The 25,944-nt window shown below is 40.5% G+C and carries 16 protein-coding genes and 5 pseudogenes; 7 read left to right on the forward strand and 14 right to left on the reverse strand.

The window, feature by feature from the left end:
• Nucleotides 1-414: 414 nt before the first annotated feature.
• Nucleotides 415-893 (forward strand): annotated as a pseudogene (locus AC6I8U_RS25215) (transposase); the annotation flags it as partial.
• Here the strand turns inward: AC6I8U_RS25215 and AC6I8U_RS25220 are convergent.
• The 3 genes and pseudogenes from AC6I8U_RS25220 to AC6I8U_RS25230 all read right to left on the reverse strand — a co-directional run bounded on the left by AC6I8U_RS25220 (nt 877) and on the right by AC6I8U_RS25230 (nt 2,903).
• Nucleotides 877-1,605 carry a hypothetical protein gene (locus AC6I8U_RS25220; RefSeq protein WP_498019786.1) on the reverse strand — a complete coding sequence of 243 codons (729 nt, stop codon included), beginning with the start codon at nt 1,603-1,605 and terminating at the stop codon, nt 877-879. The pseudogene AC6I8U_RS25215 and the gene AC6I8U_RS25220 overlap by 17 nt on opposite strands.
• 18 nt (nt 1,606-1,623) lie before the next feature.
• Nucleotides 1,624-2,656, reverse strand: a pseudogene (locus AC6I8U_RS25225) (IS630 family transposase).
• Between the two features lie 49 nt (nt 2,657-2,705).
• Nucleotides 2,706-2,903, reverse strand: coding sequence for a helix-turn-helix transcriptional regulator (locus tag AC6I8U_RS25230; protein ID WP_498019787.1), 198 nt, complete (start codon nt 2,901-2,903; stop codon nt 2,706-2,708).
• A 238-nt stretch (nt 2,904-3,141) separates the two neighbouring features.
• Here AC6I8U_RS25230 and AC6I8U_RS25235 point away from each other — a divergent pair.
• Nucleotides 3,142-4,277, forward strand: a protein-coding gene (locus AC6I8U_RS25235) for an IS3 family transposase (protein WP_498019788.1) whose coding sequence is annotated in 2 segments (ribosomal slippage) — nt 3,142-3,385 and nt 3,385-4,277 — 1,137 coding nt in all. Because the reading frame shifts where the segments join, the coding sequence is not laid out codon by codon here.
• A gap of 115 nt (nt 4,278-4,392) precedes the next feature.
• Here the strand turns inward: AC6I8U_RS25235 and AC6I8U_RS25240 are convergent.
• Both AC6I8U_RS25240 and AC6I8U_RS25245 read right to left on the reverse strand, forming a co-directional pair.
• Complete coding sequence (locus tag AC6I8U_RS25240) at nt 4,393-5,325, reverse strand: XRE family transcriptional regulator (RefSeq protein ID WP_498019789.1); 933 nt, start codon at nt 5,323-5,325, stop codon at nt 4,393-4,395.
• Nucleotides 5,326-5,975: 650 nt separating this feature from the next.
• Nucleotides 5,976-7,544, reverse strand: a complete 1,569-nt coding sequence (locus AC6I8U_RS25245) for a methyl-accepting chemotaxis protein (RefSeq protein ID WP_498019790.1) — start codon at nt 7,542-7,544, stop codon at nt 5,976-5,978.
• A 370-nt stretch (nt 7,545-7,914) separates the two neighbouring features.
• On the opposite strand from AC6I8U_RS25245, the pseudogene AC6I8U_RS25250 reads away from it, so the two are divergent.
• Nucleotides 7,915-8,809, forward strand: a pseudogene (locus tag AC6I8U_RS25250) (IS5 family transposase).
• A 177-nt stretch (nt 8,810-8,986) separates the two neighbouring features.
• Here AC6I8U_RS25250 and AC6I8U_RS25255 read toward each other — a convergent pair.
• The 7 genes and pseudogenes from AC6I8U_RS25255 to AC6I8U_RS25285 all read right to left on the reverse strand — a co-directional run.
• Nucleotides 8,987-9,973: a hypothetical protein gene (locus AC6I8U_RS25255; RefSeq protein WP_498019791.1), complete on the reverse strand. Its 987-nt coding sequence runs from the start codon at nt 9,971-9,973 to the stop codon at nt 8,987-8,989.
• Nucleotides 9,963-10,967: an OmpA family protein gene (locus AC6I8U_RS25260; RefSeq protein WP_498019792.1), complete on the reverse strand. Its 1,005-nt coding sequence runs from the start codon at nt 10,965-10,967 to the stop codon at nt 9,963-9,965. Before AC6I8U_RS25260 ends, AC6I8U_RS25255 begins: the two co-directional genes overlap by 11 nt.
• 62 nt (nt 10,968-11,029) lie before the next feature.
• A complete protein-coding gene (locus tag AC6I8U_RS25265) occupies nt 11,030-11,488 on the reverse strand; it encodes a hypothetical protein (protein ID WP_498019793.1) in 459 nt (152 codons plus the stop codon).
• A gap of 74 nt (nt 11,489-11,562) precedes the next feature.
• Nucleotides 11,563-12,294, reverse strand: coding sequence for a fimbria/pilus periplasmic chaperone (locus AC6I8U_RS25270; RefSeq protein ID WP_498019794.1), 732 nt, complete (start codon nt 12,292-12,294; stop codon nt 11,563-11,565).
• Complete coding sequence (locus tag AC6I8U_RS25275) at nt 12,287-14,659, reverse strand: fimbria/pilus outer membrane usher protein (protein WP_498019795.1); 2,373 nt, start codon at nt 14,657-14,659, stop codon at nt 12,287-12,289. Before AC6I8U_RS25275 ends, AC6I8U_RS25270 begins: the two co-directional genes overlap by 8 nt.
• A gap of 78 nt (nt 14,660-14,737) precedes the next feature.
• A complete protein-coding gene (locus AC6I8U_RS25280; RefSeq protein ID WP_498019796.1) occupies nt 14,738-15,256 on the reverse strand; it encodes a fimbrial protein in 519 nt (172 codons plus the stop codon).
• Between the two features lie 128 nt (nt 15,257-15,384).
• Nucleotides 15,385-15,492 (reverse strand): annotated as a pseudogene (locus AC6I8U_RS25285) (transposase); the annotation flags it as partial.
• Between the two features lie 394 nt (nt 15,493-15,886).
• Here AC6I8U_RS25285 and AC6I8U_RS25290 point away from each other — a divergent pair.
• The 3 genes from AC6I8U_RS25290 (at nt 15,887) to AC6I8U_RS25300 (ending at nt 20,048) form a co-directional block, all read left to right on the forward strand.
• Nucleotides 15,887-17,500, forward strand: a complete 1,614-nt coding sequence (locus AC6I8U_RS25290; RefSeq protein WP_498017510.1) for an IS1634 family transposase — start codon at nt 15,887-15,889, stop codon at nt 17,498-17,500.
• 303 nt (nt 17,501-17,803) lie between these two features.
• On the forward strand, nt 17,804-18,739 hold the full coding sequence (locus AC6I8U_RS25295; protein ID WP_498019797.1) for an XRE family transcriptional regulator: 936 nt from the start codon (nt 17,804-17,806) through the stop codon (nt 18,737-18,739).
• A gap of 490 nt (nt 18,740-19,229) precedes the next feature.
• The gene (locus tag AC6I8U_RS25300; protein ID WP_498019798.1) at nt 19,230-20,048 is read left to right on the forward strand and encodes a sigma-70 family RNA polymerase sigma factor; all 819 of its coding nucleotides are present in this window, start codon (nt 19,230-19,232) and stop codon (nt 20,046-20,048) included.
• Between the two features lie 113 nt (nt 20,049-20,161).
• Here the strand turns inward: AC6I8U_RS25300 and AC6I8U_RS25305 are convergent, their stop codons facing one another.
• Nucleotides 20,162-21,082, reverse strand: coding sequence for an AraC family transcriptional regulator (locus tag AC6I8U_RS25305; protein WP_498019799.1), 921 nt, complete (start codon nt 21,080-21,082; stop codon nt 20,162-20,164).
• A gap of 810 nt (nt 21,083-21,892) precedes the next feature.
• A pseudogene (locus tag AC6I8U_RS25310) lies at nt 21,893-23,016 on the reverse strand (transposase).
• Nucleotides 23,017-24,567: 1,551 nt separating this feature from the next.
• Between AC6I8U_RS25310 and AC6I8U_RS25315 the strand changes: the two are divergent.
• Nucleotides 24,568-25,629 (forward strand): replication initiation protein, encoded by a 1,062-nt coding sequence (locus tag AC6I8U_RS25315; RefSeq protein WP_498019800.1) that lies wholly within the window; start codon nt 24,568-24,570, stop codon nt 25,627-25,629.
• Nucleotides 25,630-25,944 lie beyond the last annotated feature (315 nt).

Here is a 25,944-nt window from a genome sequence, read left to right on the forward strand (position 1 = left end):
TTGGTGTCAAGAATCAATTTGTTTGTCTAGCTCTTTGACTTATTTATCTAGCTGGTCTATTAATTCTTTCAACTGTGATACCAGACTACAGATAATCATTGTAAGCACACTTTCTGCATCCTCTAGAATCAAAGGAATTTGTGTATTTATCGCTGAAAACCCTTTAGGTATGACGATGCCAAATTCACCGAGTAATCCTCTTAGTTGATTAACTTGTCCCATTATCATTGAAACTAGTCGTTCACAGGCTTGCCCATCTCAACCTACTGCCCTTTGAACAATTACTTGTATATAATGCAGTCAATCCTGAGTGATTAAGCATGAGGAGTGTCCCTACCATTGGCTACATCAGTTAATTATCTTAGCTTTATGCCAAAGTTTTATTCTGGAACAACTAACTGGTAACAGTACAATATAATCATAATTGACCGTGGTTCACTCACTCTTTGAATTGATGAAGAAGCTATAAGCGAATGGATGCAAAGGCAAACCGTGCAAACGCGGTAGGCTTCATCGATTCAATTAGTTAGCCATTACAACCACACTGATGGTAAAGCGTACTTTCTTGCCATTGAGGACTCCCCAATGTTTTCTGACTCTGTATTTAAGCTCGCTACCATCCCGCCAGTTTGTTCTCACTACACCTGCATAAGCCGTCGAGTTAAGGTGGTTGAGATTTCATTTAAACCCAGAGCTAAGAGGAAAATACCACATCTAACCATTGATGCTACTTGGCTCAAGATATACGGTGAGGGAGAATGGAAAGTGATAAACATAGAACTAATAGGAAGCGTCGAGTCTGCCGTAAACTCCATCTTGCTGTTGATGCAGAGACACAGAAAATTATCCCCGCAGAGCTGACACTATCAAGTGTGATTAATAAGCACTATCTCTTTTAAAGATGCTAACATTGAGGCTTTTCAATATACTGTCATATATGTGATGGTTCGCCAAAACGTTAGCAAAAGGTAAAATCATTCCTAACCATTTATAGTTTTTATTATAATGCCGTATGCCATACCTTGCAACTGGACCATATGTGTAAACGCTAGCTCCTAAATACTCAAGGTATTCTTTAGTTATATTGTTGTGTGTCTTGAAATAAACAATTTCAGCATTGTATTGACTCTCTAAACAATATTCTATTGTTTTTATTACATTGAACCAATAGATAACTTCAGAAGCAGAGTAACTACAAGCTATAACTACTGCCTTTTCATCACCATGAACAATCAACTCATTTGGAACGATAGTTATTTCGAGATTCTTCAACACACTAACTAACTGACGTACAGTACCCAAGTACATCATATGATGACCAATTAAAGTTCCGACTTCATCATAATACTCAACACATCTATTTCTTGACACACGCTCTTTGTTGACGGAACAAAGTAGTTCACGGTATTCTTGCCCCCATCTTGCGTTATAGGAATCCGTAATTATTTCATTAACATGTCCATCGATAGGTTTTGACTCAAAGAAAATTTTGCTACTTGAACAATAGAAACTATCGCTAGAATTAACGCTGAGGAAATTAAATCTCCTTCTTCCAGTCTGAAGCTCAACTAAATTGTCCTTTTTTAATAATTTCGAATACTCCATTGTAGCTTCTATACCCAATCAACTTGAAGATGCAGGCTTGAACACCTGAAAATTATCATTAATTCGAGACGTCAGCGAGCCTGCAATCTCTGGAAGAGTCACAGTAAAGAATTGGGTAATGGCTTCCTTGAAATCCCGTTTACTTTTGAAGTAAACGTTATTCCTTGACTTCTCATTCATAACCTTCCAAAGCCGCTCTATTGGGTTAAGATTCGGGCTGTAAGGTGGGAGATAATGCAGTTCAATATTAAGGACAAATGCCGCATCTCTGACTAAATCACTGCGGTGATATCCAGCTCCATCTAAGATGACATGGAGCTTGTGATTTAACGGGTAGCTCTCTCTGAGTTTACAGAAAAATCGAACCATGTTTTCACTGTTAATGCTGTCGTATTCGCTAACAATGGTCGCTCCAATATCTGATAGGTTCAAAGCACCAACAATGTTCAATCGGCTACGATTACCTGTTGTTTCCAGAACTTTACTTTGACCTGTACGTATCCAACCATGGGAGAGTTTGGTTGACAGTGTGGGGGTGAACGGCATCGATAAACACTATCGATTCATCCTCGCCACAGCTTGCTTTCAGTGCTTCATAAGCCTCTATGAACGCTTGCTGTTTTTCCTCATCGAACTTATGTGGAACGCCTTTCGGCTGTTTGTAGCTGAAACCATTGTGATGAAGCCATTTGTTCATGCCAGGAACACTATAGTGAATCTGAAACCTTTCAAATACGTACGCAATAATCTCGGACGAATGGTGGTATGTATTTTCAGTTAGATGCTGAACCAACTCTTGGGTTTGCTGAGCCGATAGATAGCTTTGTGAACCGCCATTTTCAGGCTTGAGCTTGTTCGACTCTAGGTAATCTTTGATATGTTGACGAACAGTGGATTCATGAATAAGAAGTGCGTCTGCAATTTCTTCGGGGCACCAACCATTACTCGCATGAATAACCGCTTTTATACGGTCACGAACTCGTCCGTCACGCGTTGTGCTGTGCTGGATTTTTAGTTCCTGCTTCTGTTCATTGGTCAGAGTAATTTTCATAGTTGCTAGCATGATCCTCTATTCAGGAAAAATCAAGCGTCTTCAATGATCACTGGTATAGGCCTGACACGATTTGCAAAGCTCTGAGTTGCTTTTTCAATGAAGGCGTTGTCTTTCCATTTTCCCATCTTGAATATGTTCCTTTATCGATTTTCAAGAATTCGTGTCTTAATTCCAAACGTTCAATGGCTTGAGATTGACTCAAGTTTCTATCAGTCCGCGCTCTCTTCAAAGCCCTACTAAACATAAAGCCCTCCAACTCTAATGATTCCTTAACTTAGAATAGTATAGATAATGAGCTTTGTTGCAGAAATCAAACAAGCTACATCAGAATCTTAAGATCAGAGCGAATAGACTCATTCACTTACTTTGATTTCATGTCAAAACTCAGAACCAAACTACTAACTAACTGGCGTGAGCATTGAATCGGCCAACCTCCTGTAGACACTAATTTGATTTACAATTAGTAGTCCACAGGAGGACAAATGAACAAGCAGTTTACCGATGAATTTAAAATCCAAGCCGTTAAGCAAGTCACCGAGCAAGGATACACAGTCGCAAGTGTGTCAGAGCATCTTGGGGTCTCCACCAATAGCCTCTACAACTGGATGAAGAAGTACGGTTCAGACAGTAAGCATTATCAGCAAACGAGTGTGCAGGAAGCTCGGATAAGAGAGCTTGAAAAAGAGCTGAAGCGAGTGACGCAGGAACGCGATATCCTAAAGGAAGCCACCGTGTTTTTCGCCAGCGAGTCAAAGAAAAATACGCGTTCATAAAATCCAGACTCGATAAATACCCTGTACGTCTAATGTGCCAGATTCTTAGTATCCAGCGCAGTGGCTTATATGCATGGCTAAAAAAGCCGAAATCTGCCAGAGCTATTGAGGACGAACGCTTACTGGGCTTGATTAAGCACTCTTGGCTTGAAAGTGGTTGTGTCTATGGTTATCGCAAGGTTCAAAGTGATCTAAGGGACTTAGGCGAGACATGCAGCAGGCATCGAGTCGCCCGCCTGATGCGACAGGAGGGACTGAAAGCTCAAGTCGGATATAAGAAGCGCCGTGGAATGTATACTGGTCAGCCAGCACTTATCGCTGAAAACATATTAGACCGTGAGTTCTCGCCATCTGAGCCGAATCAATCTTGGGTAACAGATATCACCTACATCAGGACACACGAAGGTTGGCTGTATCTAGCTGTCGTGCTCGACCTCTATTCGAGAGCTGTGGTTGGTTGGTCAATGAGTTCAAGGATGGAATCAGAGCTGGTAACACAAGCACTTCTCGCTGCGGTATGGCGTCGAAAGCCTAAAAGTACAGTGCTAATCCATTCTGATCAGGGAAGTCAGTTCACGGGCTATGAATGGCAGGCGTTCCTCAAAGAGCATAACCTGATACCGAGCATGAGTCGCAGGGGAAACTGTCATGACAACGCAGTAGCGGAAAGCTTCTTCCAGCTTCTAAAACGTAAACGGATTAAGAAAAAGATCTACCAAACAAGAGAAAAAGCACGTTCAGATATTTTCGATTACATCGAGATGTTTTATAACTCTAAACGTAAGCACAGCCACGCTGAGAATATGCCTCCACTGGTGTATGAAAAGCTTGGAATTTACAACTAGTCGCTGGTCTACAGGAGGCTGGCCGATTCAGCATCTCATAACGACATTACTAAAGTTTCAGAATTGAATCAAAAAGCAACTAATTTGACAATCTGAAATTCTAGTGAATTGATGTTTAATAGAAATCTCTAAGGTTACATGATCCGCAATTTATACAACGTTGGATACAACCTAATTTACGTTTTATCTTTGGTAAAATCACTGGATTTGATATTGCTCTTACAATATCGAATTTAATTAAGTAAACACTCAGCTTGTCACCTTGTTTCATTGGTCTGTAGTATTGTACGATTTCTGCTCCAAAAACCAGTACACAAAAATCAACGACGGGCTTTCCTGCCACAAATATATACACAACTTCTTTTGCTTCCCACAACGTTTCTAAGTAAAAACATGAAGCTTGTACAACTAACTCAAAAAAATGCTCTGAGTTGGCGAAATAGCCCAGTTGAACTAAACATGCTTTATCTACATTATCTTTTGACATTTTAGGAAGCGTGGTGAATTCTCTGAAGTCCATATCTATAATTGAAGACCAATGGCCAACAATTGAACCAGCTTTGTTTTTGAGCAAAATTGCGTGATGTTTATATTTGTCAAAATTTGATAGCTCTGTTCGAAAATGTTCCAACGCTGATACATTTGAGTAAAAATTTTCAAATTTCGAAAAATGCTCAACACTGGAATGTATCACTATTTCGCTTGCCGTATTTTCTGTGACCTTATCGTACGAAAGAACATTTAAAGACAGATCCAATGACTTTATCAACATATCTACAATGGTTGATGTTTTCTTTGGATATCGCTCTTGGCTGTCTATATTCATCAAAAAGCTTATTGGATCCTTCTCTAGCACCTTTACAATAAGCATTTGTTTATACAGAGCAGGTGTGCTTTTGCCATTAATCCAACGCGAAAGAGTGATGGAATCCAGACCACCAAAATCCCTATAGAATCTACTCTGTAACAAGGCTATTAGGGTTTTCCTAGAAATGCCCTCTTCTTTTAACCAATCTAAAAGAAGAAGTCCGAAATTACATCCTGGCATTATTTCCAATTCTCGATTATTAAGTTACAGGTTCACCATTAAGTAGTGCATCACCATCCATTCCATTAATGTCGACCCGCTAATTCTATAGTGTCCACTCAATTCAGTTACATCTTATTAGTTGTACAAGTTCTTCATCCCTTGCTCATTAAGGAAACGCTATTCAATAGTAAATAGACTTAACATAGTTTTATACCGTGAAATTGCATCAAAAATTGCCTCTTGTAAGGATAGCGGAACAGTTAACGCGGATAGATTAAGAGCCTTAACCTGGCTATCTAGTTTCAGTTGTGCTTGATTCAATAGCTGTTGTACAGTATTGCTAGATAGAGCTTCTATTGAATTTAGATTTTTACGAGTCCGTTGGAGTTCATAGTCGATAGTCACCAAGGCCAACAAAGCTTCGATGTGTTGATAATTATTTAAATTAGTTTGATGTTCAATATGTATTAGGTACAAGTCGATACTACATTCAGGACAAATAGTCAACGAACTAGTGCCCTGCGTCGGCTGTTTGCACACACGACAAATCGTCTGTGTATTTTGATTTAGGTGAATCATGATACTTTGATAAATTGTAATAGAATAATTTTAACTTCCGTCTAATCTCAAAGGCGCAAATATTTCCGACGCCATTGGACCATGCTGTATTAACTTTCCTGAAGCTTAAAAAACCGAACGTTTTTTGCCAATCTAATGGATATTTCCGCTAAGCTGTCAGCCGCTTCACTACTTTCTTTGATGGCTTGAAATGTCTCTTCGACCTGGTCTCTTACCGAAGTGATGCTTAGGTTTATCATCTCCGTAGTAGTACTCTGTTCTTCCGTCGCCACTGCGATTTGCGAATTAAGTTCATTAGTAGCTTCTATACTGTCTGTGATTTTCGAGAATGCGTTACTAGCGGAATCGGCTTGAACAACGGTATCAGTAAGCATGGTTTGACTTGCATTAATGGAGTCGACAACATCAGTCGTATTTTTCTGTAGTGTGTTGATCTTTGCGTCTATTTGCTCGACAGCTTCTTGCGTTTGTTGAGCAAGCTGCCTCACTTCATCGGCAACGACAGCAAACCCGCGACCTTGTTCTCCTGCTCTAGCGGCTTCAATAGCCGCGTTTAACGCCAGTAAATTAGTTTGTTGGGCAATGTTATTAATCACCACCATGATGTCTGCAACTTCATCTGTACCAGATTGCAAAGTGGATATGTCTTGTCCAAGGTGTCCCATTTGCTTAGCAAGACCAGATACTTTAGTGATTGTATCCAGCATTACATCTGAACCTGTCGATGCACAGTTGCTTGTGATATCTGCTTCTGTGGATGCAGTATTGGCATTTTCTGCTACCTCATTAATAGCAGCCGACATCTCATTTATGGCAGTCGCAACTTGGTCAGTTTCTAGTCGCTGCGATTGAGCATTATTAAGAACATTATTATTAACAATAGAGAGTTGTTCAGACGCGGCGGCGAGCTGATGTCCACAATTACTCACTTCTCTGATCACATTGTGAATTTCATTTTCCATGTGTACTAATTCAACACACATTTGACTAACTTCATCCTTTGCTACTCCTACCGTTGTCGTTTTTGTGAAGTTACCAGATGACATTGAAAATATCTTTTGCTTTGCCTCTTCAATGGGTTTAGTAATACTACTGCCTATCACACAAGTTAGTACAAAAATTATTGGCATCGTAATCAACCAAACGATAATCAAAGTGACAAGAGATTGCTCTCCAACTTCTGCGATTTGAGACTTCATCTCGAATTGCTTACTTATCGCACTTTCTCGCAATGCGGCGATATCGCCAGCCATTGTGAACCCAAGCATTCGCATTTCTTCCCAAAAACTCTGCTCTGTTTCAATTGTCACTACGTCTCGACTGAGCCTGTCATGTAGCTGAATAAACTTCTCAAACTTTTGCTTGTAAGTTTGAATATCATCTCGCATTGATATCAGTAAAGACTTATCTGAATCACGAATATCGTTGTTTAGACTCAGAGTGATAAGATCAACACTAGCATCAAGAAGCGTTATCGCATTAACGGCATACTTCCTTTCCTTAGTATCTTGAAATGTCAATGCGCTTATTTGTGCCGTCAATAGGTTAACCTCAATCAATGCGGTATCATTATTGGAACTTGCCATTTGTTGATACTGAGCGAAACTTCGATTGTAATTTTGTGTAGATATATAGTTAATTAGAGAAACAATCGACATTGCGATAATACTAGTTATGAAAAGTAGGAGCAGTTTATGTTTTACAGTCGTTACTCTTTTAAGCACGAGAATTGCCTTACAATAGTGTGTCTAGAACCATGACATTAAGGCCTTTCGATTGGATTAACAAACTCACAAGAACAATGATTTATGCATAAGCCACTGATTAAAATGTATTTTTTGGGATTTGTAATCTGGGGACTACAAATAGTTCCTCCATGCCTTACAGAGTCGGCATGAAAATTAGAAATAGTCTGTTAAGTAATGTGGAACTGTTTCGATAGTTAACTTAGGCGTTGTTGCCTAAATTGGTTGAACCTTTTCCAAGTCCTGCGATCTGATCATTTGAAGCGATTGGAACAGTGGTGATATGGTTAAAGTGAAGAAAAAGATCGCTAACTGGGCGGAGTACAATAAGGCTCTTTGTAAACGTGGTTCGGTTACGTTCTGGATAGATGATTCAGACGTCGATGCATGGCGATGCAAAACCCATCACGGCAAGCGTGGGAGAGGCTTTCAGTACTCTGATACAGCGATTGAAACTGCCTTGATGATTAAGGGCATCGTCTCTCTTCCATTGCGTGCTCTTCAAGGCTCTATCGACTCTATCTTTGAGCTATTCGTCCCCTTACTACACCTGTATCAGTAAACGCTCGAAGACAGTTCAGGTCAAATATCGCAATAAATCTAGAGAGGCTATTCGCCATATCGCCATTGATTCGACAGACCTCAAAGTCTTTGGTGGGGGTGAATGGAAAGTGAAAAAGCACGGGGCAGAAAAACGTAGAACATGGCGCAAGCTGTACTTGACTGTAGACGTGCATACTCACGAAGCTATTAGTGCGGAAGTCAGTCTTGTTAATGTTGGCGATAGGGAAGTGTTACCGACCTTACTGAACCCATTACGTAGAAAGGTCGCAGCCGTATCTGCCGATGGAGCATATGACACGACAAACTGCCACGAGACTCTGAAAAATAAAGGTTGCACTCCGTCAATACCACCTCGAAAGAATGCAGCGTTTTGGCAAGATGGGCACCCCAGAAGTGAAGCTGTAGAGGCTCTGAAAAATGGAACAATAGCGGAGTTGAAATCCGAGTCTGGTTATCCTTATCGCTCAATATCTGAGACTGCTATGTCTCGATATAAAGGGCTAACCAGCGGTAAATTGAGCTTGAGATGTTACAACGCTCAAGTGGGTGAAATCATGGCGAATGTCAAAGCGATAAACAAAGTCATAGGACTAGGTATGCCTGTTAGAAGCTAACGGCTAGCGATGTATGGCGTCGTCTACGAGGTTTTGCACTCCTAGCGGATGTTGTGAAAGATGTTCGCTTCATCAATGGAGTAAAAAAATGGAGACTCATCCACAGGCTACAGCATGATCTCCATACACCACATTTGACAATAGCTCATCTTTTAGCCTAGTCCAGAATTGAGCCTCTTAATTCCATGCAATAGTAAAGCGCAGCTTAGCTGAGTCGGTACCACTACACGTGCCTGGTGCTGTCCACTTAGCCGTAACATCATTAGCTAAGTGATTTGCATCTATTTTACCAGCAGAGCCCGTTAACCATGGAGTACCATCACTTAAACGTAATGACAAATCAGCACCAGCGCAAGATGGGGAAGACAATGCAGTATAAGAAACATTAGCGTTGCCGCTGGGGATGGTAAGAGGAGAGCCATCCACTTGCGTGGCTAATGAAAAGGATTTTTCTTTGCTGACTGTGTTACCAGGGCCTACTTGAGGGATATCACCGATATTAACCGTATCATCCGCTGACAGTGCGATAGTTTTATAGGTTCGAGTGCGAGTGAATGTAATGGAATTTTGTACCTCTTTGTATACTGGACCCGCTTTCATTGACTCTGTTTGATATGTGGCAGAGCTATTCAGAGCTGGTGTTGTAGAGAAGTTAACTGACCACTGGTTCTGAATACCAATCGCCTTCCATCTAGTCTCTGGTGGACTTGCATTGCCACAATTCACGCCCGTCCAATTCCCATAACATTCATAAGGTAAAGGAGGGCTACCATTAGATGATGAGATTAAGGCACCTGTATAACTGATGATCCACGTTGATGCGCTGGGAACGGGTGCAAAGAAGGGGCCTCCCGGGCTCGGAATATGATTACGCGCCCCCCATGCCGCAACCCTCACGCCTTGTTTATAGCTACCTTGCTGCCTATATGCGTTTGGTTCAAACCTATAGGTAAGCGTAGAGCCACTGAACGTAAAACCAGTACTCAAAATATAAGTACCAGGGGAAGCAAAGCCATTTAGGTTGATATTTGTGACCTTGACACTATCGATATACGATGTCGACTCTATTCTTGCTACTTCATCACCAACCGTTAAGTAAGCGGCCAATACTGTGTTATTCATCGCGTGAAGTAAGAATAGAATGCATAATAACTTAATTTTCATTTGACAGCTCCTGCAGTTCCGCAACTTGATGAATGATCATGGCATCGACACGTTGGCCAAAAGCACTAAGTCGCTGCGCTTGGTATTCTCCCTTCCCTTGAGCATAAATACGACTTGGAGCAATCCCGTTATTCATCAAATAATTGGCGACCGCTTGCGCTCGGCGTTCAGAGAGTTTTTGGTTATAGGATTTAGAGCCCACAGGAGTGGCATAGCCATCTAAATGAATACTTAAGGTATTATCTTGGTTCAGTTTCTCTAATAAGGTGCTCAGTTGAGTGCGAGCACGTTCATTAATAATGGCCAAATCAAAATTAAATGGTACATAGGTTTGATAGATAATTCTGTTGTTAACGGCTTTCTTTTCTGTAGGGCTTAACTGAGCCGATGGGGGCGTCGGCCTTAACGTTGATTCAACCGTGCTTATTTTGGGGGCTGACTGGGATTCTTCACTACTGAAATTCCAACTTAGCTCTAACATAGTCGCGCGGTGGTCTAATTTGTTTAGCTTGCCTATAGAGTCAACATACTGATAGGTTAATCCTACCGTCATATTAGTATTGGGAGAGTAATGTACTCCACCACCAATCACGGGGGATACCCCCTCTTGATAACGGTCATTTTCTCGCCCAAGCCATACCGACGCGCCAAGCTTTAGCGCTAGACTTAACTTTGGTGTGGCGGGGTAAAGCAACCGACCGCTGACGATAGCTTGCTGAAAATCATAGTCATAACGACCTGTGGAGGTGATCCAGGATCTATTATTCAAATGTTGATAATCAAGTTGTGTAGCAAAGTAGTCGGAATATTGATAGCCAATGAACACCCCGCCCAAAAACTCGTCATTGTCTGTCAGTGTGTTATGCAAATAGCTACCATAGCCGAATTGTCCCCCAACATAAAAAGCGGATGATGATTGAGCTAAAACCACCGGTGTTGCAAGTGCGGTGGTTACTGCCGTTGCTACAACAGCAAATGTAATTAATTTCGTCATAATCTATATTCCCTTTGACGTTTTTTGATCTTTGAAGTAGAAGCTCTTCTGTATAATTATTGTTAAGGGTATATTTGCGTAAAGGTTACGGGAGTGTTGAAAAAACCTGTCATTGCCGTTGGAGAAACGAAGGTGTTTAAGCTTAGTGTACAGGCTTTATTATTGGTCGATTGGGGGAAATTGCAAAATGGGGTAGTGTTATCAAATACCACAGATGTCCCGCCATCATCTAATGTAAGCCATGTGCCTGCGGTTAATTCAATCTGAGTAAGAGATCCACTAACAAGGTGTGGGGTTGTTGCTATTAATGCTGTAGAGAACCCAGTGTGACTGCAGCTGATGTCAATGTTCAAAGTACCAGCCGTCCCTGTTAGAGAGCCTTTTAGCAAGCTTCCAAGATCATAAGTAGATGGTAGTGTAATGTCGCAAGTCGGGATAACATACGCCACATTAAATGTCACTTCGACAGAAGGACCGGTAACAATGGCTGCGTTACAGGGCAAATTCACTAGTAGTAACAATGAGCACCTCCTCCCCCATCGAGCAACGTTAATGTGTGCTTTCGTGGTGGCCGCTTCCTTCATAATATTCATTATCATAAGGTCTCATCTTTTAGTTGTTGGCATTGTTCTTTTGCCTGAGTAATATCGCAGACGTACTGACGTAAGCCACCGAAGTCATCAATAGCCGAAAAAGCAACACGTTGTGCATTTCGATTAGGTAGGGTCACTTGAGTCTGACTAAAGGGAGGCATGCGCTTAAACGCGTCTGTGACCAATGATTCGTCGCCGTTGATAGCAGTTATTGCAAAATAGTAAGGAGTCGGATTTAGAAAACTCCATGTATCTCCTTGCCTGCGAATAAGTATCTGCATTTCAGCGTTTTCACGCCCGCTTTTGATGGCTTTAGGGCGATACATCATCTTCACAACAATTTGTGATGCTAATACTAACCGGTTTTCACTTAAGCCGTCTTGCTTTGGTTTTGGGGGGATTTCTTGAACATGCACAGTAAACAGAGACTCACGATCTTGTTTAAATGAGTCGGTTTCTAGCTTTGATACCTGTACCACTTGTTTGCCACCATTCGGCTTAACAGAAAACACACCAGGGGTAACAGCAAAAGGTATACTGTCAGTATCTTCTGTGTTTTCTATCCAAATTTGTGCACCATAGGGCTCTGTACTGTTGTTTTCTACCGTTACTGGGATCGCCCTGTTTTCAGCGTTATAAATGAAGCGCGTGCCTGACAACACAAGCGCGCTTTGGGCGAAAAAACTGGCGGTGATACTTATTGTTGCCAACATAGTTAAAATAATCTTACTCACAAACGACCTCAAAAAGTTTAGTTAGGTTGGGTTTAATATGGCTTAAGTTGACATTGCACCGAGTTGTTCCTTGAGCAACAGAAATTGTACTAGCCTGTTCCTGTGTGGCTATCGTAACAATCCCATTAGGAGCAATTGAGCCTAAGTGGTATCCCTGAAATTCAATATCGCCACTGTCTAGTTTTTGACCCTGTGTATTTTTTACTAACAGCGTATAACGATAAATATGGCGACTATCAATAACGTGATGAATGATGCTGCCTTCTAATGGGATGACTTTTTGGATTCCGGTATCTATTTCGGCCCAAACAGGAATAGAGCTCACATCAGCTTTGATGAAGTTTGATTGATAAGGTTGAAGGGTAATTAATGCGTAGCCATCTGAGTTAGTTCGAGCATTGTTAACCTTGATGCCATTCAATCCGTTAACTTCGACAACCGCAACAGTTTCATTTCTATTTTTTGATAACATCACGCCACTTGGTGAAGTCCATAGTACGGACCCATTTGCTCCCAACGACATGGATGAATAACCATCTCTGTAATTGACACCGGCGTCAAATTGAGCGTTATCATGCTCAAAGCTCAAGTTGCTACTCATACCAAAGCCGCCGACATTCGTGTTGTAACTGACTTGGTCGGTTACGTTACCTGTTGCGCTCGCGGTCATAGTAAAGTCCGAGTTAGACCCTGCTGATGCAGTGGTAGTTACATGGTGGTTGGTATCTCCATATTGAAGTGGCATAGATAAAGTTAAACTGCTTGTTACTTCTTCATTACCACCATTGTCGGAATAACCGATAGAAAGACTAGAGCTTATTGTTTCCCACCACGTGTTATTTATAGATAACGTGGCACCGATATCGCTTCTGTTTTGGTCCCAGTAAGATTGCTGCCACCCCCTTAGGTTGACATTAACTTCGTCAAATTGAGAACTAATTACCGCTTGAAAGCGATGCTTTTGTCGTTGACGTTCGCTGTTCATTTGCTCAGGATAGAAAGAGGAATAACTCACATAATCTTCATCGCGGTAACGGTAAGCCGCAAGCTGCAAGTTGGTGCTGTCTGTGACTTGGTAAGCGTACTCCGAACCTAGAGTGATACCATTTAGGTGTTCACCATTGTTATAGTCGGCAAAAGAAATGCCGCCCTTTAAAGATAAGGCTCCTAGCGTGGCCATGTACCATGTGGTTCCCACTCCGATATTTTGGTACTGTTCATCTAAAATTAGCCCAGCACCTGCGGTAAATGCTTTAAAGCCGTAGCGTCCTTCAGCAAACACGAAATTACGTTCGGAATCGAATAGCCCTTCAATGCTAAGGCTTTGATGTCGTTTACCTATTGCAACACTAAAGTCTGCGGTGTGCTCTCGTAATAGAGAAGGCATAAATACTAATGGATATGTTTTGTTTTCGACATTACCATCAATGTCTTCAATTTCTATATCAAGATCCCCTGAGCCGAATACCGAGAATCCATCAATTTTATAGGGCCCTGGTGCGACCACTTCGGAGTGAAGAATGCGACCATGTTGACGCACCATAATGCGTGACGTAGTGTTAGCAATTCCCGATATGTCAGGTAGATAACTATCGGAGGAGTCGGACATAAGTCGGTTCGAGGTCAGTCCAATACCTCCAAAAGAGACACCGTCTACAAAGTTGCTAGAAGTATATCCCTTACCGATAACTACATCAGCGTTAATGGATGTCAATGGGCGCGTTGCATACAGGTTTGACAGATTGGTTTCAGTTTGACCACCATGGCTCCAGCTACTTGTAAAATCGGCGTGTGTAACCCAGTTAAATAGATTGACTTGCGCATCAAATGAGCCAAATGCTGTTTGGTTTCCTTCGTTATCTATATTTGCGCTTAGGCTGTAGCCAAGTTTTCCGCCATTAATTCCTTGTACAGCCTTGGGCCGCATCGTTGTGTTATCAATAAATTTTTGTGGAATAGTTATTGTTAACAAGGGCGCGGAAATATCAAATTCAATGGAGGTAAATTCAATGCGGCTTAAATCGATACATTGAGCGTCACTTAACGTTGCTTTATATCCCTCAGGCGTTAAATTTGTTGATAGACTATTAAAAAAGTCAGTGGTGAAGCAAAGTTTGTCAGCTTGTTCTTCTTTTGATGTTATGATGAGTTCACGTCGACCAATGCGATGGTTGTTTATTACCACTGTCGTTAAATAACGTCCAGCAATAATACCGCTTGACGAGCGTAAAGCTTTAGGGTTTCGGTTCTCACCCTTCAAAAAAGACGTATCAAACTGATAAACATAATGCTCCTCTGAAACACTTACTGCGGAATAAAAAATGCACAGTAGGCTAAACCAACGTAGGATTAATTCTATAGACATAACGACTCAGTTTAATTCGTCCGAGATTTTAAAAAACAAATGCCTCACCTTGGGTAAGTAAGGCGAGGCATTTAGCACTTAGTTGTAGATAACGTGGTAGGTACCTGTGGTATTAAAAGTACCCGCAGTAGTAGAAGCAACTAACTGAGCTTCAAACTCCATCCCTGCTAGAACTTCAGCATTAGTGTATTGAACATTCGTAGTTGTGCTTGTAATAGAAACATTACCACCTGTTGGTTTGCCTGTTAATGTCATGTATGCACCGGTAGCTGTGCCTGTAGCGTTATCAAAGCCTGAACTGGTCATATTGCCGCTAGACCAGAACACATCTGCTGTACCAGTAGCAGTACAGGCACCGCCACCAGAAGCTTTTGAAACGATCTCGAAAGCTACTGCTGTACCCGATGTACTAGGTGCAGTGCTGCCTAAGTCGACAATGTTACTTGGTGTTGGTACGCCACCTACTTCAATTGATGTGTCACAGGTGGCGCTAGTCACTGAGCCTACAAAGTTAACAGAGGCTGTTGACGCTGCTTGCACTGCAGTGATTGACGAAGCTGCCAATACGGTGGTAAGCATTAATTTATTCAATTTCATACTTTATTCCTTTAACTTTTAATTGCGATTTAATCCAAAAATAACCATTCTTGTTGCTATGACTAAGTAACCCCAGAAAGGTCAAGTCGTTATTGCTGTAATAATCCCTCCAATTAAGTGCGTCACAATTTGACCTGAACTGTCTTCGAGCGTTTATTGATACAGGTGTAGTCAGGAGACGTTAGTGAAACATCCAATAGCTCAAAGATAGAGTCGATAAAGCCTTGAAGAGCCTTATTGTGCTCCGCTCAGTTAGCTATCTTTTTCTTCGATTTACCCATATCACCACCGTTCCAACTACTTCAAATGATCAAATCGCAGGACTTGGAAAAGGTTCAACCAATTCAGGCAACAACGCCTATCACATGTACATGTAGTACTTACTACAGAACCAGTGAACGTCACTGTGCCTGTTGATGCGAAAGCATGGGCGCCTAATAACGAACAACATGCCACCGCGACTGCTTTTTTTAGAAAAATTCACACTCGTTGTTTTTAACCGTCATTCCGCACCTAATTCAGGAATTTAAATAGTGTGATCCAGTGATCATTTACAAGACTTAGTAGCATAGGCAGCTTGACCGCGATCCCCAGTTTTGATCTATTACTGTTATTTAACGGTCGCTTATTATGTCTGCTCCTCAACCTGTTATTAAACGTCTAGATCACCTAGGGCTTATCGCTGCTTTCTGCCACGAGGTCGACCTGCCGGGTATCATCGACCGCATCATTCCTAAGTATTCGGAGCATAACGTTTCACATGGTGATGCTGTGTTGGCTATGATCCTTAATGGGCTAGGCTTTCATAGCCGCACGCTGCACATGTTCTCTGATTTTTTCGAGACCAAGCCGATTGCCAAGTTGCTAGCTAAAGACATTGAGGCACACCACCTTACTGATGATGTACTTGGGCGCACATTGGATGCTCTATATGAAGCCGATGTCTCTGCTCTTTATCAAGCAATTGCAGAGCATGTGGTTGATAAACTTGGACTTAAAACGGACTCCGTCCACCTCGATATCACGAGTTTTCATGTCGATGGTGACTACGAGCAAGACGAAGACATTAATGCTATTAAACTAGTCAAAGGCTATAGCCGAGACCACCGTCCAGAGTTAAACCAAGTGGTCCTTGAGCTGATTTGTGAAAACCAAGCAGGCTTACCCGTTTACATGCAGGCACTCAGTGGTAACACCAATGACGCTAAAGCCTTTTCTGAAGTGACGAAGAAGCACATACATTGTCTAAAATCCGCCCAAAATAGTCGCTACTTCATCGCTGACGCTGCGTTATATACCGAAGACAGTATTCGTTCGCTGGATGAGCAACAGCAAAAATTTATTACTCGCGTTCCAATGACCATCAAGTCAGCCAAAGAAGCGCTATTGGCTCTAGAGCCAGAGCAACTAAGTAGCATAGGTAATGGTTATTCAGGTTGCTGGATTGACGCTAACTATGGTTCAGTTAATCAGAGGTGGTTGTTGGTTCACAGCGAACAAGCCACCAAGCGAGAAGAAGCCACGTTTTACAAAAACTTAGATAAAAAAGTCACCAAAGAGCTTAAAGCGCTGGGGCAACTAATGAAAAAGCAGTTTGCTTGCGCAGTGGATGCCGAGCAAGCGATGAACGACTTTGCCAACGAGTGTCATTTACTGGGCTTTGTACATACCACCGTAGTGAAAGAGCCGATCTATGCAGGTCGCGGTCGCCCTAAAAAAGAAGCAAAGCCAACAGGCTACCACTACTACATCGATGCGACGCCCTATACCGACCTAGAAAAAGTCAAACTGGCGAGGCTTAAAGTGGGTATGTTTATCCTCGCGACCAACGATACTGATAGTTCAGAGCTGACAATGGCGGCACTGCTTGAGCATTACAAATCCCAGCAAAAGGTCGAGCGCGGATTCCGCTTTTTGAAAAGCCCAGAGTTCCTAACCTCATCCATTTTTCTAAAGAAGCCCCAACGTATTGAGGCGCTCTTGATGATCATGACGCTAAGTCTTCTCGTTTATGCAAGTTTAGAGCACAAAATCCGAGAGCAGCTCACCAACACAGAAGAGTTCTTCCCGAGTATGGTGAAGAACAAAACAACAACGAAACCGACAGCGCGTTGGGTGTTCTTAAAATTCGAAGGCATCGACACGCTCGAACTAGGTGGTCAACGTTTCATAACGGGAGTCCAAGAGCATCAGACTCGGCTAGTCAAATTACTTGGTTCGCTATATGAAGCGGTTTATTCCTGAATTGGCTGCGGAATCTCGGTTTTAATATTGGGTTTCAGAACCCGTTTAAAAGTTAACCAAAACAGTTCTAAAATTACAATTAGCATCCACACGTGAATTTTGGCATTAAAGCTAACAATCCAATCGTTAATTTTATTTATATATAATAGTCACGTTATTTGTATTTAGAAGAAATTAACGGTATGAAAGATAGTTATTTTGCCACTTTTATCGTTAATCCACTACGTTAATGATGAAATATAAATAATATTGTCAATAGCACAAAAATGTAGTCATTTAATTTTAGATTGAGGTTTTGTGTCCATGATTAAATTTGGATCTCAGTTACAAAGTTGGTTAATAGAATGTGATATTTCTAGGAAGACGTTAATAGCGTTATTGCAAAACAGATATTATCGGGAATTTGGTGGACTCGACGCTATTACATTATCGCGTTGGGTAAATGGCAAAAGCACACCAGCATTGTATAAACAATTATTGATAGCTAAGGTTCTAAATAGAAATCACATTGACTATTTAAAGAATGTTGCGAACCAGAGAAGGTGTTCGCAAGTTATAACAGAAAGTGTTGATAGATTGACAAAATCATTGGATCTTTCTCTTAACGTTCTTTCGTATAAGAATGTGCCTAGCCAAGCAATTTGTGAAATTGTTCGTCAGACGAATATTGAACACTCAAAGCAGTTCGAGAATTTTTATTCAAACGTATCAGCGTTAAAGGGTTTTCGACAAGAATTGCTGAAGTTAGACAATTGCAATCATCATACGATCTTATTGAAGAATAAGCATCGTGCTATTATAGGTCACTGGTCTTCAATCATTGAGTTTAAAGCAGAGAGGTTGTCTTCTTTACCAACCGCAGTAAAATCTAACTATCAAAGAGCCTGTTTCTTTCAATTAGGTTACTTCACTAACTCAGAGCAATTATTTCAGCTTATAGTAGCGGCGTCATGTCTTTATTTGTTTCAACAATGGGCTGAAACCGATGTTGCTTATGTCTTTGTTGCAAGTAAAATAGTAGTTGACTTTTGTACATTAGCTTTTGGGGCAGAAGTGATAAAATATTACAGACCCACGAGTACTGGTGACAAATTAGCGATCTGTTTACTTAAGATAGACATTGCAAAGGTCATATCTAGCCCCATTATATTGCCTAAAATTGTCAAAAAGCTAAATTGCATTACAAACTGTACGAACTGTGGCTTATGTAACCTTAAGGATTATGTTCATTTAGTTTAATGTACATAATCCGTTACGTATATTTCTCGCCAATTTGGAATATTACAATGTTATTATTCAGTTAAGTGGGTAGCAAAAGATGGGATTTTACATCACAACTAAATTGACAGTAAAATTGTTGGATAACTGACTTTGCACAAGTTACAAAGTGTTCCCCTACTTGACCAATAGTTTAAATTTAGGGATACAAATACAAAACAATTTAAGTATAAAACACTTTTGTTAAAACACCAGTAAAAAAAGCAACCACATCCAGTTCTCAAAACACAATACTAACTGGCCTAACTAATAAGACAGTCACTATAGCCGTCGAAGGTTACAAATTTGTTCAACATTGTTTCAGACAAATTTACTGGGCGATGAGATTTCGACAAAGACATTTCAGAACTTACTATTAAAACACTATTAATTTCAACAAAATAATATACAATAGAACACGTAATCTTCAAACGACAATCGAAATAGTTTTAACATAAGAGACATAGTAGTAATGGATTGGACATTTTATTATAAATCACTTAGTAGATTCTCTCCATTGACTCCCGAAGATGAAAAAATGTATGCACGAAAAGTCAATACGGGAGATAGGTCCGCACGAAATGTGCTAGTGGAGCATAATTTACGATTGGTCATAAAAATAGCTAATCAATATAAGGAGAACGGATTACCATTATCAGATCTGATTGCAGAGGGTAATATTGGACTGATAAAAGCAATTGACAAATTCGATCCTGAGAAGGGAGTTCCATTGGCATCATATGCATACTATTGGATACGACATCACATCACTGAAGCCATTATGAATCAAGTCCGAATAATCCGACTGCCCATACCTGTATTAAAAGACTTGTCTCGTTATCTTCGTACTCAACGTCAACTTGCACGAAATGAAGGCCCCACCCCTCAAATTGAGGCCATTAGTCAATACTTGAAGGAACCATATAACAAAGTAAAGTTTACTCTTTCAGTAAACTATCAAGTCAGTTCATTAGAGACCTCTAATGAACTTAGTGACGAAACACATATTATTTGTAATTTGGCATGTGAAAATAACTACTCTCCTGAGATTATAATAGGCGAAACGGAAACATTTGTCGCTGTTTTAGGATGGGTCGATATGTTATCTAAACCTCAACAGTACGTCCTCATAGCTCGCTTTGGATTAGATGGAAGTACTCCTAAAACATTACAAGCTATTGGTACAAACATGGGCATTCATTGTGAAACCGTTCGGCTAATTCAAAATAGAGCGTTAATCAAACTTAGAGCATTTAAAGAGAGTACAAAAACCAATCAAATTGCTCTATAAGCAAAGAACTAGTTTTGAAATATTACAACTAACAACAAACCTTGAATCAGCCATTAAACCAATCAATACGCCATACCGTAACAGTTAACAAAGTCTAACACATTTAAAAACCTCTAACACTTAGAAATGACTTTATCTCTATACTCACTAGGTGACATGCCGAACTTTCGCTTAAATTTTAGATAAAAAAAGCTAGTATTTGTAAATCCTACTTCTAGAGCTAATTCGTTTATGCTCACACTTTTTAATTTTACCAGTTCGCAGAATTTTTCAAATCTAATATCTCTGACCAAGTCATTAAATGTTTTTCCACTTTCCTTTTTAATTAATTTAGACAAATTGTAATTCTTCATATCCAACTTGGCAGCAATGTCGTTTAGGTTAGCATTTCTCAAATCATTCTCAATATAACAAACCACTTGTGAAAAGACACTGCCTTCTAAATATTCATTATGTATTATTTCTGGCGTTTCCTTAAATAGTTCAATAACCAACAACCCAAACAATAGTTTTGTCCTCATAAGATTATTATGACTTACAACCGCCGACTGAAAAATAATATCATGCAACAAACATTCTACATAATAATTATCACAAATATCAAACACAAACGCTTTTGGGACGGCGGTCTTGTATATTGAATCAATTAGAAAATTTGAAAACAGACTGTTATTGTTCACGAATTCAAAGATAAAATTAAAATAACATCTTGGGACAGTAAAGTTAATGACAGTATCACTGTCATCTAATGGAAGAATCTTGTGCACCGTATTGGGACCAACAAAAATTAAATTTCCACTCCGTAGTTCAATTTTACTACCTTCTATATACCTTACGGAACGTCCACGAAAAACATAACAAAGTTCAATATACTCACGACTATGAGCTGGGTATTCCATATAACGAGTATGTTTGCTAACGAAAATCATATTACTTTTCAAACACTTATCGTTGATACTTCCACTGGAGACTCCAAAGAAGTTCGAACTAGAAAAATTACGACGCATAAGAAGTATTTCTGATTCACTTTTCATTGTTAACTCACTTTATATAGCTGTCAATTTAACAATTCGCTCACAACACGATATATGTAGTAGTTACTTTAACCTAAATATTGTATTTTAAGCGAGGTTATCAAACTAGAGGCCGCTATTGTTAGCGCTCTATGCTTTTTTTGTCTGACACCTGCTTATTTGTTTTTAAGTGATCGTTGCTTGCAAGTTAAGTTAGCAAACCAATTCCCGTCTTAGATATAGGACTGTCGCGTTACTTATTGAGGATACAAGTGCCTCTAACAGTTAAAGTTACTATGTCACGCTTTCAGGTACAATATGGTGTCGTTGACCTTCACGCTGATTTGATCAACAACGGCCATGTGGTACGTCGCTTGTACAATCTGGCTCGACTGTCCCTACTAACATTATTGATTTGGGTGTAACGAATGTAAGTGCGTCAGGCTCAGTAGTTCCGTTTGGTATTGTTTCACAAGTGAGTGGTTCTTGTGCGGCGACCGGCACAGCAGAGACAATCCGGTCAAGCTCAACGATGACAGCTTCTGGTTTTGATAACAGTTCAGTCCGCACGGCAACTAGCGCAGCAATGTCTTTAAAAGCTGAACCAACATCAGGTGACGTTACTATTAACAGCACAACAACTGTGGCTTAGTTCACTAACGCTGAGGTTCTGGCGGCTACTGGTATGAAATTTGAATCGCTACTGACTGGTGCTGCTACAGCAGGTAGCTTTAACACGACAACTACTCACCACGTTGTTTACATTTAAGTAAGTTACTTATGCGTCTCACACGTTTGCTAGGAGCTATTGTCAAATGTGGTGTATGGAGATCATGCTGTAGTCTGTTGATGGGTCTCCATTTCTTTCACTCCATTGATGAAGCGAACATCTTTCACAACATCCGCTAGGATGTGCAAAACCTCGTAGACGACGCTACTTCGTCTCTGCACTGCGCATTAACGTGTAGGCCATCATCAACGTAGTCTTTCTATTTCCACAGTTCTTTGTCTTGTTCGTGCGTAAACGTACTGTGGCGAACATCGATTCTATTGGGTTGGTTGTCCTGATATGAACCCAGTGCTCTGCTGGGTAATCGTAGAACACCAGCATTTCAGCTTTATCTTTCACCAAGCAGTCGGTTGCCTTTGGATACTTAGCTTCAAAGCGCTTCTAGAAGGTTGAGAAGGCGTGATAAACATCATCTCTAGTTTCTGCCATCCATATATCTTGCAGTGCTTCCTTCATTCGTGGTTGTACGCTTTTGGGCACCTTGTTAAGCACATTTGCCGTCTTATATACCCAATACCGTTGCTGAGTCGTTTGAGGCCAGCACTTAGCAACCGCTTTCCAGAAGCCAAGGACTTCTTTGCGTCCAGTGTCATCGACACCAATGATGACGAGTAAGCAGAGCTTGTCGTCCATCCTAACGTGACAGTAAACACCGTCAGCCCAAACGTAAACATAGCGACGCCTACCGAGGTCACGCTTACTCCACTGTTCGTATTCAGAATACCAGCGCTCTTTGAGGCGACAGATGCTATTGGCTGACAGGCCTTTCGCATCCTAACCAAACAGAGACTCCAGAGCAGACAGCATATCGCCCGTAGATATCCCTTGAGATAGACTAACGGGAGCTGTGTTGCAACACTCTTTGTTCGCTTGAGATACGGTGGTATCAAATTGCTACTAAATTTGACGCATTCCCTGAGCGTTCTCGTACCTTAGGAAGTTGCACTTCGACATCACTGACACCTGTTTGCAAGGTTCGCTCAAGTAAGAAACCATTGCGAACAATGGCTTGCTTGTAGTCAACCATTACATTCTGATGTTGAGCTAGTAGTTGTTGAAGCTCAGCTTCAACAGCTTGTGCAATCAAATCTCTAGCCCCTTGACGTATCAGTTCTGTAAGTGGGTCTTGTGGTGTATTCAATGAAACAACCGTATTATCAGTCATGCGGTGTACTTATCTGTTATTCGTTCTGGGAAGAACAGCATCATCAGATTACACCGCAACTTCCTTTCTGTTCCCTACACCAGAAATCATCAGCATAGCTCATTCAAGGGAGTTCCTCTATTTTGGTTTTCTTGGTTGTCATTGTTCACCTAGTTAGTGATTGCACTCACTTAACTCAGTGTCCGAAACTTCTAGGGCGGATCTAACCTCAAATTGTCGGAGCTATCTACAACGGCTCTCTAGCTACGCGGAAAGAAGGTAAAACCGCCAGAAACCATCATGATTAAGATTTTGCTCTAAGTTGCAGGAACTTTCATAGCTTAACCATACAGATAAACCGCCCAACCTGTACTATTACACGGATATTGTGTTTGGATTACAAAAAGAACACGGATAATACGTTACACCACGTACACATAACATACACTTAGCTCAAAACTAAGCCAGGCATTACCTTTGTTAAAACAAAACACGGATTACTAGATCATTAGCACGGATAACCTGTTCAATAACACGGATTACATGTGACGTTAACGGATAATTAGATCATTAAAGAGTATATGTAGGTTCTTTTTGAGCAATCAAAAATACAAGATGAATGAGACAGCTATGTACTTGGCGACTCATAACTGAAGAAGACAGGGGGACGTTCATGTTATACGGGTAAAGTGTGTTGCTACACGGGACAAATGATCACTAATTGGTTAAGTGCTTGTCAAGTTTGAGGACAATACTTCGTTTGCAAACCCTGTTCCTAGTAATTGCTCAAAAAGATAGCGTGAGCGGTAACTCGTTTGTTTATACAATTACCTTTAGACGGAGAATGTGTACTCATACATAGCCAAACACGGATAAACTGCATGGAAGATTTCGATAAATCAATAACTTATAACAGGTAACTCAAGAAAAACACGGTTAATATGATCATAAGGTTAGTAAATACACGGATAATACGATCAATACTAGGGAGAAAACTGAACAGAATGAGATCAACTTAGCAAAAGCAGTCCATTAGCACACGGGTAATATGATCAATAAGCGATTAACTCTGGTCGATGTAAGTTAATTTAAATGTAGAAACGGTGATATATAATTTAATATCAATAACATATAACACATTAGATGATTCATCCTTTAGTGATTCCAACACGGATAAAGTGTTTTATTACGAACATAAACACGGATTAAGAGTTATATGATTGAATGAAAACCTATCATAATCACCCTCATACATGCGTACACGAGACAAAAAATACGAACAACTGTGATACCACACTCAAATACCGCCTGTTCCTTAGACGAAACACGGGTTATATGTGCTGTCAGCAACAAAATCACGGATAAACAGATCAATCACAGTTGAACCTGGCTTCGGGAGACGAACTCGATATCCAACACCTGTTCCAACATGCTGAAAACGATCTAAAGGCAGTTTGGACACGGATTATTTGTGGTAGAACACGGAAAACATGTAATAAACACGGATTTGGTGTGATGACTACACGGATTTGGTGTTATACTAGGGTCATTCGGATTAATAGAGAAGAGACCATGGTTAAGGTCAATACAGCAAAAAAACACACTCTTCCAAAACAGTTCAAAAAAGCTCATAAGTTAGTGTTTTCGCAGCAGGATCTAACCCAACGCGAAGCTGACCTCTTCGCTCTAATGATTGCGCACATGAAGCCAGAAGATTGGGACAATAATGAAACACCTGTCTATGAGTTCACCTCAACGCAGCTATCTCGATGGTTAGATATCAACCCAAAAGAGTTAGCAAAGACACTAAAGCCGGTTGCGGACCGATTGACTAAGAAGAACATTGGTTTGCCCGTCGATGACGAAAATGATGACGTCCAAGAGTTTGATTTTATTTCTATTTTTAAAAGAGTGAAATACAAAGATAGAAAGCTAACAATGATTCCTAATGATGAGCTTAAAGAAGCTTACATTGAGTACAACAACAGCTATGCGCTTATCAACACGCAGAGTTTCTTCAGTCTTAAAAAGGAATATGCAAAACGACTCTATGAAATTTTGAGTCGCTTCAAAGGTGGTGGGACCTATCTTCAAACGTTTGATATCTCTGACTTAAAGGGCCTTTTCGGTCTCCATGACCCTGGAGGTAAGATTAAGTCAGGTAAACGCTCCTTTGCCAATAACAGTGTCTTTATTGAACGTTGTATTAAAGCAAGCATCAGAGGGATAAAAGATGATCCAGAAACGAATCAGGAGATACTTTTTTTCGATTCACCTGACGGAAGTACTCATGGGTATGAAGTCTACCGTGAAGGTAGAAAGATAGCCAAAATCAAGTTCTTATATCGTTGGGTAGATAAGAAAAAGCCCATACAAACACTCAACCTTGACGAGATCAAAAAGGTCATATCAACATTAGAAATGAAACGAAGAGACGGCTTTGAACTAACGATTGATGAGCTAAAAAACCTAGCACATTCCTATACCTCTATTGGAGAGAATGAACGTGCTAGCAAGATCAAACTTGCTGTCCAGCGACGAGAGAAAGAGCAAGAAGAACTTGTGGAAATGCAAAGCTCTCTCGAGGCGTTCATGAACGAGTTGAAGCAAATAGCTCCTGATGATAATTACTAATTAAAACAACAATATATATAACTTATCCCCACCCTGAGTAGGCAACTAAATTGTTACTCAGGGTGAGTCTCCAGAAAAACGGAAAATCTGTCATGTTTTAGAGGACTAGGAGATCAACTGATGCGGATATACAGATCAAATAGTAGGGTAAAAAGATCAAAAAATCGGGCTATGTGATCATTAACTCGGATAAGGTGATCACATAGACGGATAAAAAGTAAATGAAACTCCTACTTATCCTTTAAAATCATAATGTTAACTTCTTCCATAGATCTAATAGATCTAATAGATTCAATACTTTTTAATAGTATATTT

It is taken from the genome of Vibrio sp. KUL80 (assembly GCF_059725495.1).

Bases quoted from the DNA above. Each gene is read 5' to 3' on its own strand.
- AC6I8U_RS25220 (WP_498019786.1), bottom strand. From the start codon at position 1,605: ATGGAGTATTCGAAATTATTAAAAAAGGACAATTTAGTTGAGCTTCAG.
- AC6I8U_RS25230 (WP_498019787.1), bottom strand. From the start codon at position 2,903: ATGTTTAGTAGGGCTTTGAAGAGAGCGCGGACTGATAGAAACTTGAGT.
- AC6I8U_RS25240 (WP_498019789.1), bottom strand. From the start codon at position 5,325: ATGCCAGGATGTAATTTCGGACTTCTTCTTTTAGATTGGTTAAAAGAA.
- AC6I8U_RS25245 (WP_498019790.1), bottom strand. From the start codon at position 7,544: ATGTCGATTGTTTCTCTAATTAACTATATATCTACACAAAATTACAAT.
- AC6I8U_RS25255 (WP_498019791.1), bottom strand. From the start codon at position 9,973: ATGAAAATTAAGTTATTATGCATTCTATTCTTACTTCACGCGATGAAT.
- AC6I8U_RS25260 (WP_498019792.1), bottom strand. From the start codon at position 10,967: ATGACGAAATTAATTACATTTGCTGTTGTAGCAACGGCAGTAACCACC.
- AC6I8U_RS25275 (WP_498019795.1), bottom strand. From the start codon at position 14,659: ATGTCTATAGAATTAATCCTACGTTGGTTTAGCCTACTGTGCATTTTT.
- AC6I8U_RS25280 (WP_498019796.1), bottom strand. From the start codon at position 15,256: ATGAAATTGAATAAATTAATGCTTACCACCGTATTGGCAGCTTCGTCA.
- AC6I8U_RS25290 (WP_498017510.1), top strand. From the start codon at position 15,887: ATGTCTGCTCCTCAACCTGTTATTAAACGTCTAGATCACCTAGGGCTT.
- AC6I8U_RS25295 (WP_498019797.1), top strand. From the start codon at position 17,804: ATGATTAAATTTGGATCTCAGTTACAAAGTTGGTTAATAGAATGTGAT.
- AC6I8U_RS25300 (WP_498019798.1), top strand. From the start codon at position 19,230: ATGGATTGGACATTTTATTATAAATCACTTAGTAGATTCTCTCCATTG.
- AC6I8U_RS25305 (WP_498019799.1), bottom strand. From the start codon at position 21,082: ATGAAAAGTGAATCAGAAATACTTCTTATGCGTCGTAATTTTTCTAGT.
- AC6I8U_RS25315 (WP_498019800.1), top strand. From the start codon at position 24,568: ATGGTTAAGGTCAATACAGCAAAAAAACACACTCTTCCAAAACAGTTC.